Source organism: Sulfophobococcus zilligii (assembly GCF_055398255.1).
Window position 1 is genome coordinate 673123 of sequence record NZ_AP042406.1, and the last position, 15388, is coordinate 688510.

The following is a 15388-nucleotide window of genomic DNA, read 5'->3' on the forward strand; positions in this document are numbered from 1 at the left end:
TTTATCCCTGTTTAATCACATTTAAATAAATGGATTTGAGTGGATTGTAATGGCACGTGTTGAACTCAGAAATATTGTTAAGAGATTTGGTAAAGTAGAAGCTGTTGACCACGTTAATTTAAAAATAAATGATGGAGAATTCTTTACACTACTAGGTCCAAGCGGCTGTGGTAAATCTACTACTCTGAGAATAATAGCTGGGTTAGAGTTTCCAGATGAAGGAGATGTTTTAATAGATGATCAAGTGGTTACAAATCTACACCCTAGAGATAGAGATATTGCAATGGTATTCCAGAACTACGCTTTATACCCACACATGACTGTCTTTGAAAACATAGCATTTCCACTTGAAGCCAGAAGAAAACAACTGGGATTAACCAAAGAAGAAATTAAAAAGAGAGTACTTGAAGCAGCTAGATTCCTGGGGATCGAGGAGCTACTAGATAGATATCCAAGCCAGCTGAGCGGTGGACAACAACAAAGAGTAGCACTAGCACGAGCACTAGTTAGAAAACCAAAAGTATGGCTACTAGACGAGCCCTTAAGTAATCTAGACGCTAAATTAAGAATATTAATGAGGAGTGAATTGAAGAAGCTACAGAGAACACTCGGTATAACAACAATCTACGTTACCCACGACCAAGTAGAAGCAATGAGTATGAGCGACCGTATAGCCATTATGAATAAAGGTAGAGTACTACAAGTAGATACACCAGACAATCTATACAATAAACCACAAGATATATTTGTAGCTACATTTATCGGCAATCCACCAATGAACCTTATATCCTGCGAGCTAGTAGAAGAACCAGTTGGCTTCGAATACACTGTTCCAAGCGGACTAGAAGGAAGTATTCTAGGAGAAGGTAGAATTAAATCAAACTACCACATAGTATGCTACGACCTACTCAAAATACCCATTGCACCAAAATACGCTGAGACAATAATAAAAGAAGATACTAGAACAGTATTTCTAGGTATAAGACCAGAATACATAGAGCTGAGCAAAGAACCATTCAAAGACCCATACGGTATCTTAAAAGTCAAAGTAGACGTTATAGAAGCACTCGGCTCAGAAAACATAGTAAACATTCTAGTAGGAAACGACCTAGTCAAAGTGAGAACACCAGCAACACTAAAACTAGAACCCGGAGAAGAAGTATACTTGAAACTAGACCTTAGAAAAATCCTGTTATTCAATGCTAAAACAGGGAGACTAATAATATAGAGTCTTTTTCAACCCGATTAAAATCCTTTATCTATCTTGGTTTACGTATTATCTACAATGAATATCTCAATCCATTTTTCCATTTCATTAATTTCACAGTGAATGCTCCCGTTGAAAACCACAGTTTAAACAACTTTAGACCTATACCTTAAAACACGTCTTAATTGTATATTGAAGTTAGAGTGATAGTGATGACTACCGCTAGGAGCGCTATGACGAAACTCGTGCTTCTCAAAGACTTAGATAGCATTATTGATTTCTCAAGGGCTACTAATCAATTCAGTATTATCTTATATCTTGCTGAAAAACAACAACCTGTATCAATAACAGAGCTCTCGAGAGCTATAGGAGATTCGAGAAAGTCTATTCTAGACTCTCTGCGAAAACTCGAAAGAAAAGGTTTAATTGCTAGAGTAGACCAAGAAGACGATCTATACGTGGGGTTGAGCGAGCATGGCCGTGAATTTGTTCGTAGACTTATAGAAGTCTTAACACCTGTTAAAACAGCAAGTGATAATATATTAGAAACACCAGTGAGACTAAATTTGTCGAGAGAACTAGTTTTATCTATAAACCTCTATAAATTGCTTGTCTATGTAGGATTATCTAAGAAAGGATATGCTACAATCAGCGAAGCAAGTAAAATCCTTGTTGACGCAGAGAAAACCCTCAATATTCTAATCGAGTCTTTTACACGTTCTCCAACGAGGTTTTTTAAATTAATTGAAAAAGAAGGAGAAAAAGTATTAGTACTAGATAAACAGGGATTAGAAGTTTTAAAAAAGATCCCCCACTACCGATTATTCAATGAAAACAGGTTTTACAAACTACTTGTATATTTAACTGGTACTCCATGGCTTAGCGAAATACAGAGAACTGTAAATACCATTCTAGGAGTTATCATAGCTGTTCTCAGTGTAGGAGTCTTCTTAGCAGGGTATAAATGGCTTGTTATTCTCGGCTTAATTACTTCTCTACTACTAGTTGTCTTCAATATTACGCTAAGTAAGCTTGGAGTAAGTGCTCTTGGCTAGTTTATTTAGCTTCTCGAAGACACCTAGTAGTTTTTCACCTAGTTTAACAACATCTACTCTCTCATCGACCTCCATTGCTAAAATTTTATCTTTATTGACTACCACGAGATACCTCTTATTGAGTTTCCTATCGTATAATAGCATATAGGATAAATCCGGTGTTCGAATATACAACTGATCAAAGATATCCAAGACCTCTCTATCTATATGAGGAGGCCAATATGCAATAACCCCATGGGTAAAACTAGCAATAACTACTTGTTTAACTATTAATCCATCAACAATGACGCTCAATCCCTCCCAAGCAATCAACTCGCTAACCCCGCTCTTTCCTCCTATACATACATAGCATTAAATTACCTTAAAACCAACATCCCCACACCAACGTGTAAACCCAGTGGATTCGACGGCCCGGCGAAACCCTCATTAACCAGTCAATGTCGACGAGACGCCGAAGAAAAAACCGTGTTTTTTAAGGACAAAGAGGAAAAAATAGAAAACGAGGTGAAAGAAATGCCCACAAAGAAAGGCATTGTAGGTATTGAAGCCGCAATCATCTTAATAGCCTTTGTAATCGTAGCAGCAGCACTAGCATTCGTAGTAATAAACATGGGTATGTACACCACGCAGAAGAGCAAAGAAGTAATGCAACAAGGACTAAACGAGGCTACAACAGCACTAGAAGTCGATGGTGCAGTACTAGGATATGTTGAAACCGGGCCAAAAGTAACAGCTATCTACATACCATTAAAAGTATCACCAGGACAACTAGCAGTAGACTTCAACAACACGAAAATAGACATTATGATAAAACTACCGGGAGGAGCATTTAGCAAGATAAACTTTGGGTTTGACCCCAATTCATCCACTCTAGGAAAAACTGTAAACTTAGCTCAGTTGAAGAATGATTCAGCAACAACTCCTGTTGCCAGTATCTACATTATACAGGGAGACGATGACACTGTGTTAGAAGTAGGCGAGAAATTCCTTGTAGTTATTACTCTACCAAACAATCTAACATTGTCTCAATACCAGCAGTTCACTGTTGAAATTAAGCCACTACTGGGAGCTCCATTAATCGTTGAGAGAAGTGTGCCACCAACGTTGACCGCGAACGAATTTGTTATATTAGGGTGATTGTAATTCCTAAACTCAATTCTTTTTTTCTCTATTTATCATTCCCTCTGGGTGGGTGTTGTGAAGGTTTGTTTTAGGTTTGGTGTGTTTAGGAGGGGTTTGATGGTGGTGTTTATTCTTTCACTCGTAGTGTTTACTGGGTTTGTTACTGGTTTATTTCTTGCTTCTCAATTAATTCTCTCACTGGCTCTTGGAGTGTATGGTCTTGTATTATTGTTTATACTGCTTCTAGTTCTTGGTTTTCTCTCTTCTAGTGTCTTGTTTGCTAGTGCTTACTCTATGTTTCTATATAGAGATCCCGTGTACTTCACTGAGAGGGGGTTGGTGATATGTGGTTGAGCCCGGTGTACTCGTTGAGAAGATTTGGCCTTGGAGGGATTGGTATAGTAGGCTTATCGTTAAGAAGATACTATCATACTTTCTCTCAAAATCACTTGTTTCACTACCCGAGCCCGAATATGCTTCTACTACAAGAGAGGTGGGAGAAGTGGGGCAGGAAGTAGATTTAGTTAGAGATTTAAAGGAGTTAAAAACAACGGTATCGGAACTAGCTAGTGCTCTAGCTGAAATCAAAGCTATACTTGCTGATTTAACAGGCCCCTATAGTCTCTACCGTCCCAGAGAAGAAGTTAAACCACAAATTACCACGCAACCAGCACCTCAAACTACTTCAAGCGAGATAGAGTCTACTACAACTACACCTAGAATTATTGAAGAAGCTAGAAGAGAAAAACCACAAGTAATTGAAAAACCAGAGGTTACACCAAGCACTCCACCTACTCGTAGTGCTCCAAGCGAGCTGAGAGAACTAGCTGGTATTTTAAGTGAGGCCAGTAGAGTGATAAGAGAAGAGAGAGCTACTCTTACAGGAGTAGCATTGAATCGTATGCTTTTATTAATGAAGACAACGTATGAATTAATGAAGTATTATCCAAGATCTAGTGTCGAAAGAATACTCGAATTAATAGAAAACTTGAAAATAGTTTCAAGTGATGAAGCAAAATTAATAAAGACTATTATAGACACAGTAGAACAATCTATAAAAGAAAACATTACACCAGAAGAAAACACTCTACTCATATATCTATTTCTAAGAAACATGGGTATAAGAGAAGAAGCTCTTGAAGAAGAAGTATTGAAAACAATAGTTAATATGCTAACAGAGTCAAGAAGAAGAAAAACAATTCCCCCAGAGCAACAAAGAGAAAACCAGGTAGATAACAAGGGTGATGGATATAAATGGGGGAGTCAGCAACAATAACCCATGCAATACTAACAATTGCAGCTGTTTTAATGGCTTCGCTCTTTGCATCAGTTGTTATTGGTCAATTAAATACTCTATTTAACACTATATCTATTAGTATAAGAAGTAGATATGAATCCTATAGACTCAGTGTTTCAATAATTCATGCAACTATTGATAAAGAAAGCTCAATTATATACATATACGTAAAGAACACGGGTGATGTAGCATATAGTGATCTCAACAACATAGATGTTATAATAACAGATTACAATGGTAAAACAATGTATTACTCAACACGTCTTGATTCACAACATAGAGTGAATTACATAGAATATGGTTCACAACCCGGTGTACTTGAAAGAGGCGAAACAGTACTACTCACTATACAATTAATAGAAAGCTACACTCTCCCACTAGAGATAAAACTAGTATTGTCTAATGGGTATTCAACAACATATGTTGTTGGATGAGGAGGTAATTCATGCCCTCTGAAATCATTGTACCAGGATTTACAGTAATAGTCCTCTTATTTCTTGTATTGATTTCAATTATTAGTGTAATATTTGCAGCTACTACAATGTTTACTAATATTTTAAAATTGGGATATGAAGACCTCCAGAAGAAGACAACTAGGATAAGCATTATAGAATTGAATGTTACATACAATGGTAGTGTCTTAGAGGGAGAATTAAAAATCATGAATCATGGGCCCTTAGCACTATATAAATTCGACGCATGTGACTTGATAATTGAGTACTACTCTACAAATGGATCTCTTAAAACAATGAAGCTTACATATCCTCTACAGTGGAATATTACAAGGGTTATTCTAGTTGGAGACTACTGGGTTGAATTTAAAGACCACCCAGTTATAGAGAGTAGTGAAATAGGATTATTACGGCTTAGTACTAATATTATAGATATAGATAGAAGTAGGCCATTGAAAATAGTGTTTGTTTCTCACTATGGTGTATCCGACTCTAAATGGGTGATTTTAACTGATTAAAACACGTACAATTACAACTGGAAATGAAGAACTAGATGTAAAACTAGCTGGTGGTATACCCTTCCCAGCTTTAATAGTAATTGAAGGAGGTCATGGTACAGGTAAAACAGTTGTATTACAACAATTCATATATGGTGCTTTAAAGAGTGGTTTAAAAGTCATTGTTGTTACAACTGAAACTACTACCCTGGGATATCTTCGAGCATTGAAGAGTGCAGGGTTTGATGTAATCAATTATTTTCTAAAGGGATATCTAAAGATTTATTCTACTCAAATACCTAGAGTTAAATGGGTGGAAACCACTGGTCGAGACCTGTTGTCTCTAACTCTCAACCACATGGTTTCAACAGTGGAGGAATATGATGTCTATGCCATAGACTCCTTTAATATTCTTATAAAGGGCTCTAAAAAAGAAGACATTGCTAACTTCCTCACAATAGTTAAAAGACTCGTTGATAGAGGAAAACTCGTATTTTTAACTCTACACCCAGAAGAACTGTCTGAAGCCTTCTACTCGGAAATAAAAGCAATTGCAGATGGATATATAGAATTGAAAAATGCTGAAATGGGTGGGAGGACTCTAAAAGTCATGAATATTGTTAAGTTGAAGGGAGTACCTAGTGTTTTCGAGAATACAATTACATTTGAAATCGATCCTGCATTTGGAATAAAATTGGTTCCAATGGCACTAGCGAAAGCCTAGGGTGATAGAAATGCTGAACCTTCAACGCTTGAGTTTAAAGATAATTAAGAGGAGTAAAAGAGAAGTTAAAGAACCAGATTTTGGAGATAGACCCGTCTACCTAGTTAAATACCTCGAGGAATTCAAACAAAAACATGGAGAAGAACCACTGCTGGTTGATAGACCAACTGGAGACATGAAGATGTGGAGTAAAGTAAATGTTGTATATCCTGTTGGAGGAGGAATATTTATACACGTAACTAACCTCGTTAAAACAGCAGCTGGTTTTAACCAATACATTGTCATCGAGCCACCTTACCCTCATCCCAACTTATTTAAACTAATTGAAGAAGCCTTAGCATTCAAGATCAAACCAGAACACACAACTGAAACTGCAGAAGAGAGAAAAAAGCTTCTACTAGAACTACTCGAAGAAGTAATTGATGTAAAAGACAAACCAGTCGACTACAACACGTTAAAACCCGGTTTACTCCGAGTACCCGTTTACATTGAAGACGTCGACTATATTAAATACCACCTAATTAGAGATAAAATAGGAGTTGATATTCTAGAGCCCTTCCTAAGAGATCCCTACCTCGAAGATATTAGCGCCAAAGGCGTAGGAAACATCTACATAGTACATAAAATCTTTGGAACATTAGAAACCAATATTGGCTTCAAAAGCGAAGAGGAATTAGATAATTTCATTATTAAACTAGGCGAAAAAATCGGCAAACCAATCTCAAGAGCCAGACCAATTGTTGACGCCACTCTACCAGATGGAAGTAGAATAAATATAGTATATGGCACTGATGTTAGTTTATTTGGCAGTAATTTTACAATTCGTAAAGTTGCCAAAGTTCCAATTAGCGTTACACAGTTGATCAAATGGGGTACTTTTAATGAACTAGCCGCTGCATATATGTGGATTATGCTCTCAGAGGGTATGAGTGCATTTATATGTGGAGAAACAGCGAGTGGTAAAACCACGGCGTTAAACGCCCTTGCAGTATTTATACGTCCAAACAATAAAATTGTCACAATAGAAGATACAGCCGAAGTTACACTACCACATAAAAACTGGGTGAGAGAGCTAACGAGAGATACTGGTAGGCCAGAAAGTAGTGTTACAATGTTTGACTTGTTAAAAGCCGCTCTACGTCAACGTCCAAACTACATTATTGTTGGTGAGATTAGAGGTGCTGAAGGCAATATTGCTTTTCAAGCAATTCAAACCGGCCACCCAGTATTATCAACATTTCACGCTGCCAACCTCGAAAGACTTTTACAGAGATTGACTAATCCACCAATAAGCGTGCCTAAAACGAATTTAGATGCATTAAATATCGCCTGGTTTCAATCCTCAGTCTATGATAAACGAGGAATGCTAGTTCGTAGAATGATCTCTGTATACGAAATCGTTGGCTATGACCCACGCACCGATTCAATAGCAGCTATTCCTGTTTTTATCTGGGACCCAGTAAAAGACGAACACAGGTTTTCTGGTAGAGGTTCAAGCTACTTGCTCGAAGAGAAAATAGCTGTTATGAGAGGTATTTCTAGGAGAGATATAAAGCTTATTTATGATGAACTCGATTTGAGAGCTAAATATCTAAGACTACTAGTAGAAAAGAATATACTTGACTACTACGATGTATTCAAGGCAATTGTTAAAACATATGAACTTGGTTTAGAAGAAGCCTATAAAAGACTACTTAGAGGTGAATTATTCTAATTGAGTAAGATTAGTTCAATCTTAGATAAACTACAAAACGCTATTTCCAGTACTTTATCTCGTGTTCTCTACAAGCTAGGAGTTAGTAAATGGATCTTACTTGGAGTACTCATTATTGACTTAGTTATAGTTTACTATTTAGCTATTCTCTTACCATTCCCCATTAACGCAATACTAGGTGTATTTGTAGTTTTTGGCTCACTTATGTTTTTAGTTTTCCTGGGTGCAGTTAAGAGAATAGGAGTAATCCCCGTCTCGGAAGACTTGATATATATACTTGTACACATGATGTGTATGATTACAGGTAATCCACCATTAACAACAATGTTCGGCAGAGTTGGCGAGACTCGTTTCTATAGGAAAAAATATAGAAATCTATTTCGAAAACTAAGCGAGTTGATTAAAAACTGGGGATATAGCGCGCCAGAAGCACTTAAACTAGTAGCAAGAGAGGCCGGGTCTAAAGTTGATGAAACGTTTCTCCAGAGATTATCTGCTATTGTTGCAACGGGTGCAAACGTCGAAGAATATCTCCGTATAGAATACAACACTTTGTTTGCAGAGTATAGCTCAGCATTTAATAGATTAATCAACGCGCTCAGAGTAGTTTTAGGTGTTTATACAACTCTACTAGGAGCACTAACTTTCATGGTTGCAACTCTCATGCTTCTAGGTATGATCTTTGGTGAAATAACACAGTTAATTCTCACTGGTATAATCAGTGAAGGATTTACATTACTGGGTATGGCAATACTACTCTTTGTTTTTACTCGAAGACCACTCTTCGAATCTAAACCACGAAGAAAAATTCGACTTCTACTTCTCATTGAATTAACTGGTTTAATGGGATTTGTTATCTTTGTTTTACTACTCGTATATCTCGTTGTATCTGGAGACATATATAGAATTGAAAATACAGCAGTAACCTTGATTATAGCTGGATTGGGCTTCCTACCCTCTGGAATACTAGTCAAAATACTCGAAAATAGAATAAACGAGTATGACATGTTCTTTCCTGCATTTATAAGGAGTTATGGAGAACACTTGTCTGTACTACCCAATATGGTTGAGGCACTTAAACCCCTCCTCGTAGCAGAGCTTGGAAAGTTAAAGAAACCATTGAGTAAGACGTATGCTAGACTTGTAAACAGAGTTGACCCGAGAATTGCATGGGAGCTCTTTGCTGACGAATTAAACAGTGAAATGGTTGCTAGAGGTATGTATATTTTCATAGATACTACTGAACTAGGTGGTAATATGGCCACAGCTGGTGCATTAATATCGGATCATACTAACGAGCTTTTCAGGCTTAGAACATCTTATATTCAAATATTTAAAACCTTCGAGGTAACCCTATACTTTATGCATTTAACAGCATTGATTATATTGTTGTTTATTAGTAGTTTTATAAACACTTTTTCAAACATAATATCTAGTTTTCTACGAGACATTTCCTCGGAGTATATTAGAATGATTGGTTTTCTCATGATATCACCTCTTGATGTCTCTCTAGTTACTAATATTTCATCGATTGTAATGATGATATCCAACATTATTGCACTATACGCGGTAAACCCCGGATCGAAATATGGAATATTCTATTATTTATCAATACTATTGATTATAACAGGACTAGGAATATACATAGGTTCCTATATCATGACTGGTCTCATAAACACAATACTCCAACCAATAGGATAAAAGTATTTTTCAATTTTTCAAAATATAATACTATTACTCTCCAGTTTAATCATCACTAGAAGTAGATATTTATCATTGAGAATTAAAGCACTCAATTACAATATAGTATAAATGGCCCTCGGCCCGCGAGGCCCGCGTCATCGCGGGACAATGAAACGGGCTTCCGTCGGGTCCTTCCTCTACATAAAATGTTGATTCCCCTGAGTAGCCCGATATGACTATCTAGCAAATCTACTATTATCGCAGGAGTTGTTTGGTTAGAATATATATAATATATAATATATAGACGACACATTATAGAATATATGAGTAAATACTAGACGTATATGTAGGTTTAATTTATAAATACTACTTAATGTTATGTATCATGGTGTAATCATGAGCGAAATAGTATTCCAGATTAAACTAGGAAAGAGGCCAATACTCCTCTTAATAGCTGCTATTGTAGGACTAATAGTTGGCATTATTGTAGGCGAACCCGTTAAAAACATTGCCATTCTTGGAGACATCTATGTATCCCTATTGAAGTTTATTGTAGGACCACTAGTATTCCTCTGTATTACATGGGCTGTAATGAATATGGGAGATCTTGTCAAGTTAGGCAAGATCTTTATGGGATTCATACCCTACTGGCTTCTCATGGGGTTGATTGCATCGGGAACAGCTTACATGATAGGTGCAATGATTAAACCAGGTGAAGGAGTTACACTACCAGGTGGTCAAGCAGTAACTCCTGCAAAACTAACAATAGCAGACTACGTAAAGAACATTATTCCATCCAACTTCATAGATATGTTTCTAAATCTTAAAATGCTTCAAATAATCTTCACAGCTATACTACTTGGAATAGCTGTTGGCTTAATAGGAAGAACTACGCCACAAGTCAAAGACTTCTTAACGAGGTTGATTGAGTCGCTACTAGCAGTGGTTTACAAACTACTAGACTTCATTCTATGGTACGGTCCAATAGGTGTATTTGCATTAATGGCTAATGTAGCAGCAGTTGTAGGCGTTATTGCCGTTGGAGCTTTTGCCAAGTTAGTACTAGCTTTCTATGTAAGCGGCTTTCTCGTTCTCCTAGTATTCCAGCCCTTAATAATGCTACTAGTTGCCAGAGTAAACCCATTAAAGTTCTGGAAGAAGTTCTATCCAGCAATGATTACGGCGTTCTCTACTGCAAGTAGTAATGCAACACTACCTGTAACAATAGACTGTGCTCTAAGAGCAGGTATCTCGAGAGATGTAGCCACAGTACTTCTGCCCGTGGCAGCAACAATAAACATGCAAGGTGCTTGTGCAACCATTACATTGTTTACATTATTTGCTTTCCAGGCGCTTGGAATACCATTAGGATTTGCCGAGATACTGGGATTAGTAACTCTAGGTTTTCTAGGAGCTACAGCTGCAGCAGGAGTTCCCGGTGGAGCAGCAATAGTAGCAGTAGCAACAGCAGCTGCACTCGGCATACCCATTGAAGCAGCTGGTTGGATGGTTGGAGTTCACCCAGCTGTAGATCCATTTGAAACAATGTTAAATGTAATAGGAGACCCACTAGGCGCTCTCATAGTATCTAAATATGTTACTAAAGACTTCAATGAAGAACTATGGAGGAAATAGCCTCTTCTTCCATACTTTTTTCCTCCATAGAATACTCCTTTAAACATTCTTATACGAAGAAAACACTAACTACGTAAATATAGGGATGAATATGAGTAGGTCGAGACTACTCAGAGTTTTAAAGATTCCTGGACTTAACAGCCTACTTGTTTCTCTAGCATCTCTGGTATTAATGATATATGGCGTCATAGTCTACAACCCCCTTTTTAACTAAAAGGGTTACTTATGACTACTTTGCCTGGACTTCAACAATACTAACTCTACTAGCTGTCTACTGGGAGCTCAAAAGACTCTATAAAAAACCATTTTACTCTACTATATTACTAGTCTTTATTGGAGGACTCTTCACAGTTTGGGGTAGAATACTGAGCATATACTTCAACAAGACGTTTACTATTGGCTCTTTCAACGCCTTAATTGGTGATTACTACACTGTTCAGGGATTTGCAAGCTCTCTACTAATAGTACTGGGCTCTTTTATAGTGTTAATAGCAAATATTTTACACATAGTACTAGGTGGCGTCATTATTATCAAAGAGAAACCTGCATTCTGCGATGCTATTAATGCTCTACACTATTGTACACACATAGTTATACACGTATTTGAAAAGCACATAGTACTAGTAGCCATTGTAGTAGGTTTATTTGCATTTACATTTAGATTTATCCCAGAGCTCCACTGGTGGCCCTTGCTTATAGGCTGGGATACCCCGGAGTATGTTGCCCACTTATTAGACTTCAGAGAAAAACTCAATCCATTTACTAGTTACTACTGGATGGGTGGTTTAAGAAATACTCCACCACTACTACCCATGCTACTAGTACCATTTACCTATTTTGTTGACGCCTGGTATTTATTCAAGTTCTATCCAAGTATAGCATATGCTTTCATGGCTTCACTCTCGGCAATACTAGCCATGGAGATAGATGAGAGGAGAAAGTGGTGGATTGGACTGTTATCCGGTTTTCTAACTACAATCTACGTGTTAAATCTAAGGATTTCCTGGGACTATCAGAGGCAGTTACTAGGCTCAGTTATACTCCTCGCGACAATACTAGTACTTGAGAAGTGGAGGGAGCCTAAGACTCCTAAGCATGCTCTATCTGTATTATTACTTCTAGTAGCGTGTGGGTTAAGCCATGAAGTAACAGGGTTTGCCGGCTTTATATTATCCCTAGTACTCCTATACCATGGTTTAAAGAATAGAAATACAACTACCTCTATAGTCGGCACAGTGGGTTTAACTGTGAATACAGTGTTAGAAATCTGGTATTGGAGAAGACCCTATAGCTTTGTAAGCACTGTTGGTGTTCTGCCACCGGGACTCGTAGCTAGTTATGAAGGAGACCAAGCACTCTCGTACCTAGTAGCGGGTTATGGCCTTATTCTACCATTAGCTTTAATAGCTATGTCTAAGAGTAGAGCTAGATATACCACTATAGTTACCATAGCCTTACTAGTAGCTGGTATCTCTCCAATGATAGCACCATTTTCAAGTGTTACAACATGGTATAGATTTCTAATTGGTGCTACTCCATTAGTTACTACGCTAGCAACTATAGGATTAGTTAGAGCAACTAGTGATTGGAGGGTGTTAGTAGCTTATTTATTAATTGCTTCGCTACCAGGTCTTTCATTTGCATATGGTTACAATTGGTTTTTCACATATTATGAATCTCTAAGAGAATTTCCACCTCGATTAGCACCATCACCTGTTTACATGGATGTCTATGAATTCTTTAAAAACAACAAGGAACTAGTAGAAAACACTGTAATAATAGCTTGGGCAGACCACGCAAGATACATCCACTTAGCTATTAGAAACCCCGACCCAGCTCGTTTCATATGGATTAGTAATCCATGGGATTTAACCAATGATACAATATGTAGAGTTATTGAGCAAACAGGTGTAGAAGTAGTTATAATTGTAGGATTACATATAGACACAAATACAACTCAATACACTTGTCTCGAAGAACTAAAAACACTGAGTGAAGGACCCAGTTGGATACACCTTGCAATAGCTAAGAAACATCGAATTTCCTCGTAAAACACCTAGAATAACTCTGTATTGTTTTAACTCTTTCACTACATTAATAGTTAAGTGTTCGCCGTGTCTATAAAGTGTATTCATCGTGATCGTTAGATTCAATAAAAAGTGCTGTGACATGTTGTGTAGGCCTGAGTCTAAAACCAAGTCCTTCTCGGCGTATTTGACAGATTTAACAGATTTATTGCCAATAATCAACGATCATGTCGATCAAGGAAACTAGAAGTAATACAGAAAGACAAAATCTAAAAAAAACAACCAGTAATAAACAGAGTAGTACTAGCAAGTACACCTCAGGGAGTAAGCTATGGCGATAGATGGGGTGTTAGAGTAGCCGTTACACCAGATGGAAACTATATCGGAGTAGCATTCTCCGAGTACAATACCTATCACTTATGGGTTGTAATACTAGATAAAAACGGCAATATTGTACGAAAGGTTAATTTAAGCCAAGTAGCAGTTGACTATGGCCTGGTTAACCAAACCAACGTATATCGTGGAACGATATCAATAGCGGCAAACAACTCCTGTTTTCTAGTAGCGTGGACACAGTGGAGTACACTCATAGGTACTACTACCAGATACAATATTACATTACATACTTTCATACCAATTGATCCTACAAAGCCAATACCATACGATACTAGTCTAAACCAGTTCTTCTATGCATACAGTGGAAGCCATCAATACCATCCACTAGTTGTCAATTTCAAACACGCCAATGGAACTGAGTATTGGATTATTGGATATGGTTATCAATCCACTAATCGTTCCTGGTATTATTTAAACCTTATTGATAACTCAACATTGAAATCTATTAGATCATTTGGCCCAGTTCTCAGTGGAGGAAACGCATCAGATGTAAGAGTTGGAGTTGATGTTATGGGTGGAATGATATATGATAATAAAACGAAATCCTTCATCGTTATAGCTAGAAATAAAACAACTGATCACAATATTATAGCTATCCATAGTACTTCTGATTCAACGCAAGGCTTCTATACTCATTCCTACACTGTTGACAGTAGAACTGGTGATCAAGGTCCAGACACTGATCTCGGCGTTGATAATCGATCGCTCTTTAATGTCTACCCTACGTATACTGCTTTGCTTGGTAGTGGTGGTTATACATTAACTGTTTATAATGAGACTGCTAGTGCATTGGCTTATGCAGTGGTTGATTTGAGTACTCGTAGTGTTACTGGTCCTAAACAGTTACTCGACTATGGCGAGGCTATTACTTTCTATCCATGGATTGCTGGTGGTAGTGATAAATGGCTAGTTGCCTATAGTGCACGTGGATATGTTAATATCACGTTTATTGATATTAATGGAGATAATACTGAGTTGGTGCCGTTGGCTGATAGAAACGCTGGCTATGTCAGAGTAGCTTATGATTCTGGTAGTGGATTGTTCCCCGTGGTCTATGCTGTAAGAGACCTGGTTACAAGAAACTACAATGCCTTTATAACTCTTGTCGGTGAAAACGGAGATATTGGTGTTTTTGTTATTCCAATTAATAACAGTGGAGCAACAAATGTAACTCCGGTTAACATTGTGGTTTTGCCTGGGGTAGTCCTGGTAAGATCGTTGTGTTTACTGTTGAAGGCAATGATTTAGTAGCATACTATGTGTCTAGTGAATACCCAGAGACCCAGCAACCAGTGTCAATTCCAGAACCCATTATTGTCTCGCTAGTAGTGGCTGGTGCTGGTGGTGCAATAGTAGCTGTAGCTTATGTAAGACACTTGAAGAGAAATATGTTTAAGAAGAGAGAAGACTAGTAACTCTACTCTCTAGTCTTCTATTTTTATTCGTGTTTTACATCTCCTCTTCAAACATGTGTCCTCGGTAGAGTACAGTCTCATCTACTGTGTTCTACCCTATTGTTCAATACTCAGTGGTTTTACAGTGATTAATTTATATGCTGTATTCCATATCCTAACTTCTA

Annotated in this window: 16 protein-coding genes; 15 read left to right on the top strand and 1 reads right to left on the bottom strand. The window is 37.5% G+C overall.

Annotation, left to right across the window (positions count from 1 at the left end; all coding sequences use genetic code 11):
• The first annotated feature begins 49 nt into the window (after window positions 1-49).
• Entirely contained in the window at window positions 50-1228 is a 1179-nt protein-coding gene (locus ACZ5YP_RS03665; RefSeq protein ID WP_464835897.1) for an ABC transporter ATP-binding protein, read from the top strand.
• Window positions 1229-1419: 191 nt separating this feature from the next.
• The gene (locus tag ACZ5YP_RS03670) at window positions 1420-2262 is read left to right on the top strand and encodes a hypothetical protein (protein WP_464835898.1); all 843 of its coding nucleotides are present in this window, start codon (window positions 1420-1422) and stop codon (window positions 2260-2262) included.
• Here the strand turns inward: ACZ5YP_RS03670 and ACZ5YP_RS03675 are convergent.
• Window positions 2230-2574, bottom strand: a complete 345-nt coding sequence (locus ACZ5YP_RS03675; RefSeq protein ID WP_464835899.1) for a hypothetical protein — start codon at window positions 2572-2574, stop codon at window positions 2230-2232. The two genes, ACZ5YP_RS03670 and ACZ5YP_RS03675, sit on opposite strands and share 33 nt — an antisense overlap.
• A 201-nt stretch (window positions 2575-2775) precedes the next feature.
• Here ACZ5YP_RS03675 and ACZ5YP_RS03680 point away from each other — a divergent pair, with 201 nt between their 5' ends.
• The 13 genes from ACZ5YP_RS03680 (at window position 2776) to ACZ5YP_RS03740 (ending at window position 15221) form a co-directional block, all read left to right on the top strand.
• Window positions 2776-3399, top strand: coding sequence for an archaellin/type IV pilin N-terminal domain-containing protein (locus tag ACZ5YP_RS03680; RefSeq protein WP_464835900.1), 624 nt, complete (start codon window positions 2776-2778; stop codon window positions 3397-3399).
• 60 nt (window positions 3400-3459) lie between these two features.
• Window positions 3460-3738 carry a hypothetical protein gene (locus ACZ5YP_RS03685; protein ID WP_464835901.1) on the top strand — a complete coding sequence of 93 codons (279 nt, stop codon included), beginning with the start codon at window positions 3460-3462 and terminating at the stop codon, window positions 3736-3738.
• Entirely contained in the window at window positions 3731-4660 is a 930-nt protein-coding gene (locus ACZ5YP_RS03690) for a hypothetical protein (RefSeq protein ID WP_464835902.1), read from the top strand. The genes ACZ5YP_RS03685 and ACZ5YP_RS03690 overlap by 8 nt, the downstream gene beginning before the upstream one ends.
• Window positions 4639-5115: a flagellin gene (locus ACZ5YP_RS03695; RefSeq protein ID WP_464835903.1), complete on the top strand. Its 477-nt coding sequence runs from the start codon at window positions 4639-4641 to the stop codon at window positions 5113-5115. Before ACZ5YP_RS03690 ends, ACZ5YP_RS03695 begins: the two co-directional genes overlap by 22 nt.
• Window positions 5116-5126: 11 nt before the next feature.
• Complete coding sequence (locus ACZ5YP_RS03700; RefSeq protein WP_464835904.1) at window positions 5127-5651, top strand: hypothetical protein; 525 nt, start codon at window positions 5127-5129, stop codon at window positions 5649-5651.
• A gap of 55 nt (window positions 5652-5706) precedes the next feature.
• Entirely contained in the window at window positions 5707-6354 is a 648-nt protein-coding gene (locus ACZ5YP_RS03705; protein ID WP_464835944.1) for an ATPase domain-containing protein, read from the top strand.
• Between the two features lie 10 nt (window positions 6355-6364).
• Window positions 6365-8068: a type II/IV secretion system ATPase subunit gene (locus ACZ5YP_RS03710; RefSeq protein ID WP_464835905.1), complete on the top strand. Its 1704-nt coding sequence runs from the start codon at window positions 6365-6367 to the stop codon at window positions 8066-8068.
• Window positions 8069-9769: a type II secretion system F family protein gene (locus ACZ5YP_RS03715; RefSeq protein WP_464835906.1), complete on the top strand. Its 1701-nt coding sequence runs from the start codon at window positions 8069-8071 to the stop codon at window positions 9767-9769.
• Window positions 9770-10147: 378 nt separating this feature from the next.
• Entirely contained in the window at window positions 10148-11386 is a 1239-nt protein-coding gene (locus ACZ5YP_RS03720; RefSeq protein ID WP_464835907.1) for a dicarboxylate/amino acid:cation symporter, read from the top strand.
• A 91-nt stretch (window positions 11387-11477) separates the two neighbouring features.
• Window positions 11478-11600: a hypothetical protein gene (locus ACZ5YP_RS03725; RefSeq protein ID WP_464835908.1), complete on the top strand. Its 123-nt coding sequence runs from the start codon at window positions 11478-11480 to the stop codon at window positions 11598-11600.
• 268 nt (window positions 11601-11868) lie between these two features.
• Window positions 11869-13437, top strand: coding sequence for a hypothetical protein (locus tag ACZ5YP_RS03730; RefSeq protein WP_464835909.1), 1569 nt, complete (start codon window positions 11869-11871; stop codon window positions 13435-13437).
• Between the two features lie 807 nt (window positions 13438-14244).
• The gene (locus tag ACZ5YP_RS03735) at window positions 14245-15057 is read left to right on the top strand and encodes a hypothetical protein (RefSeq protein WP_464835910.1); all 813 of its coding nucleotides are present in this window, start codon (window positions 14245-14247) and stop codon (window positions 15055-15057) included.
• Window positions 15030-15221, top strand: a complete 192-nt coding sequence (locus tag ACZ5YP_RS03740; RefSeq protein ID WP_464835911.1) for a hypothetical protein — start codon at window positions 15030-15032, stop codon at window positions 15219-15221. Before ACZ5YP_RS03735 ends, ACZ5YP_RS03740 begins: the two co-directional genes overlap by 28 nt.
• Window positions 15222-15388 lie beyond the last annotated feature (167 nt).

Bases quoted from the DNA above. Each gene is read 5' to 3' on its own strand.
- ACZ5YP_RS03665 (WP_464835897.1), top strand. From the start codon at position 50: ATGGCACGTGTTGAACTCAGAAATATTGTTAAGAGATTTGGTAAAGTA.
- ACZ5YP_RS03670 (WP_464835898.1), top strand. From the start codon at position 1,420: ATGACTACCGCTAGGAGCGCTATGACGAAACTCGTGCTTCTCAAAGAC.
- ACZ5YP_RS03680 (WP_464835900.1), top strand. From the start codon at position 2,776: ATGCCCACAAAGAAAGGCATTGTAGGTATTGAAGCCGCAATCATCTTA.
- ACZ5YP_RS03695 (WP_464835903.1), top strand. From the start codon at position 4,639: ATGGGGGAGTCAGCAACAATAACCCATGCAATACTAACAATTGCAGCT.
- ACZ5YP_RS03700 (WP_464835904.1), top strand. From the start codon at position 5,127: ATGCCCTCTGAAATCATTGTACCAGGATTTACAGTAATAGTCCTCTTA.
- ACZ5YP_RS03710 (WP_464835905.1), top strand. From the start codon at position 6,365: ATGCTGAACCTTCAACGCTTGAGTTTAAAGATAATTAAGAGGAGTAAA.
- ACZ5YP_RS03720 (WP_464835907.1), top strand. From the start codon at position 10,148: ATGAGCGAAATAGTATTCCAGATTAAACTAGGAAAGAGGCCAATACTC.
- ACZ5YP_RS03725 (WP_464835908.1), top strand. From the start codon at position 11,478: ATGAGTAGGTCGAGACTACTCAGAGTTTTAAAGATTCCTGGACTTAAC.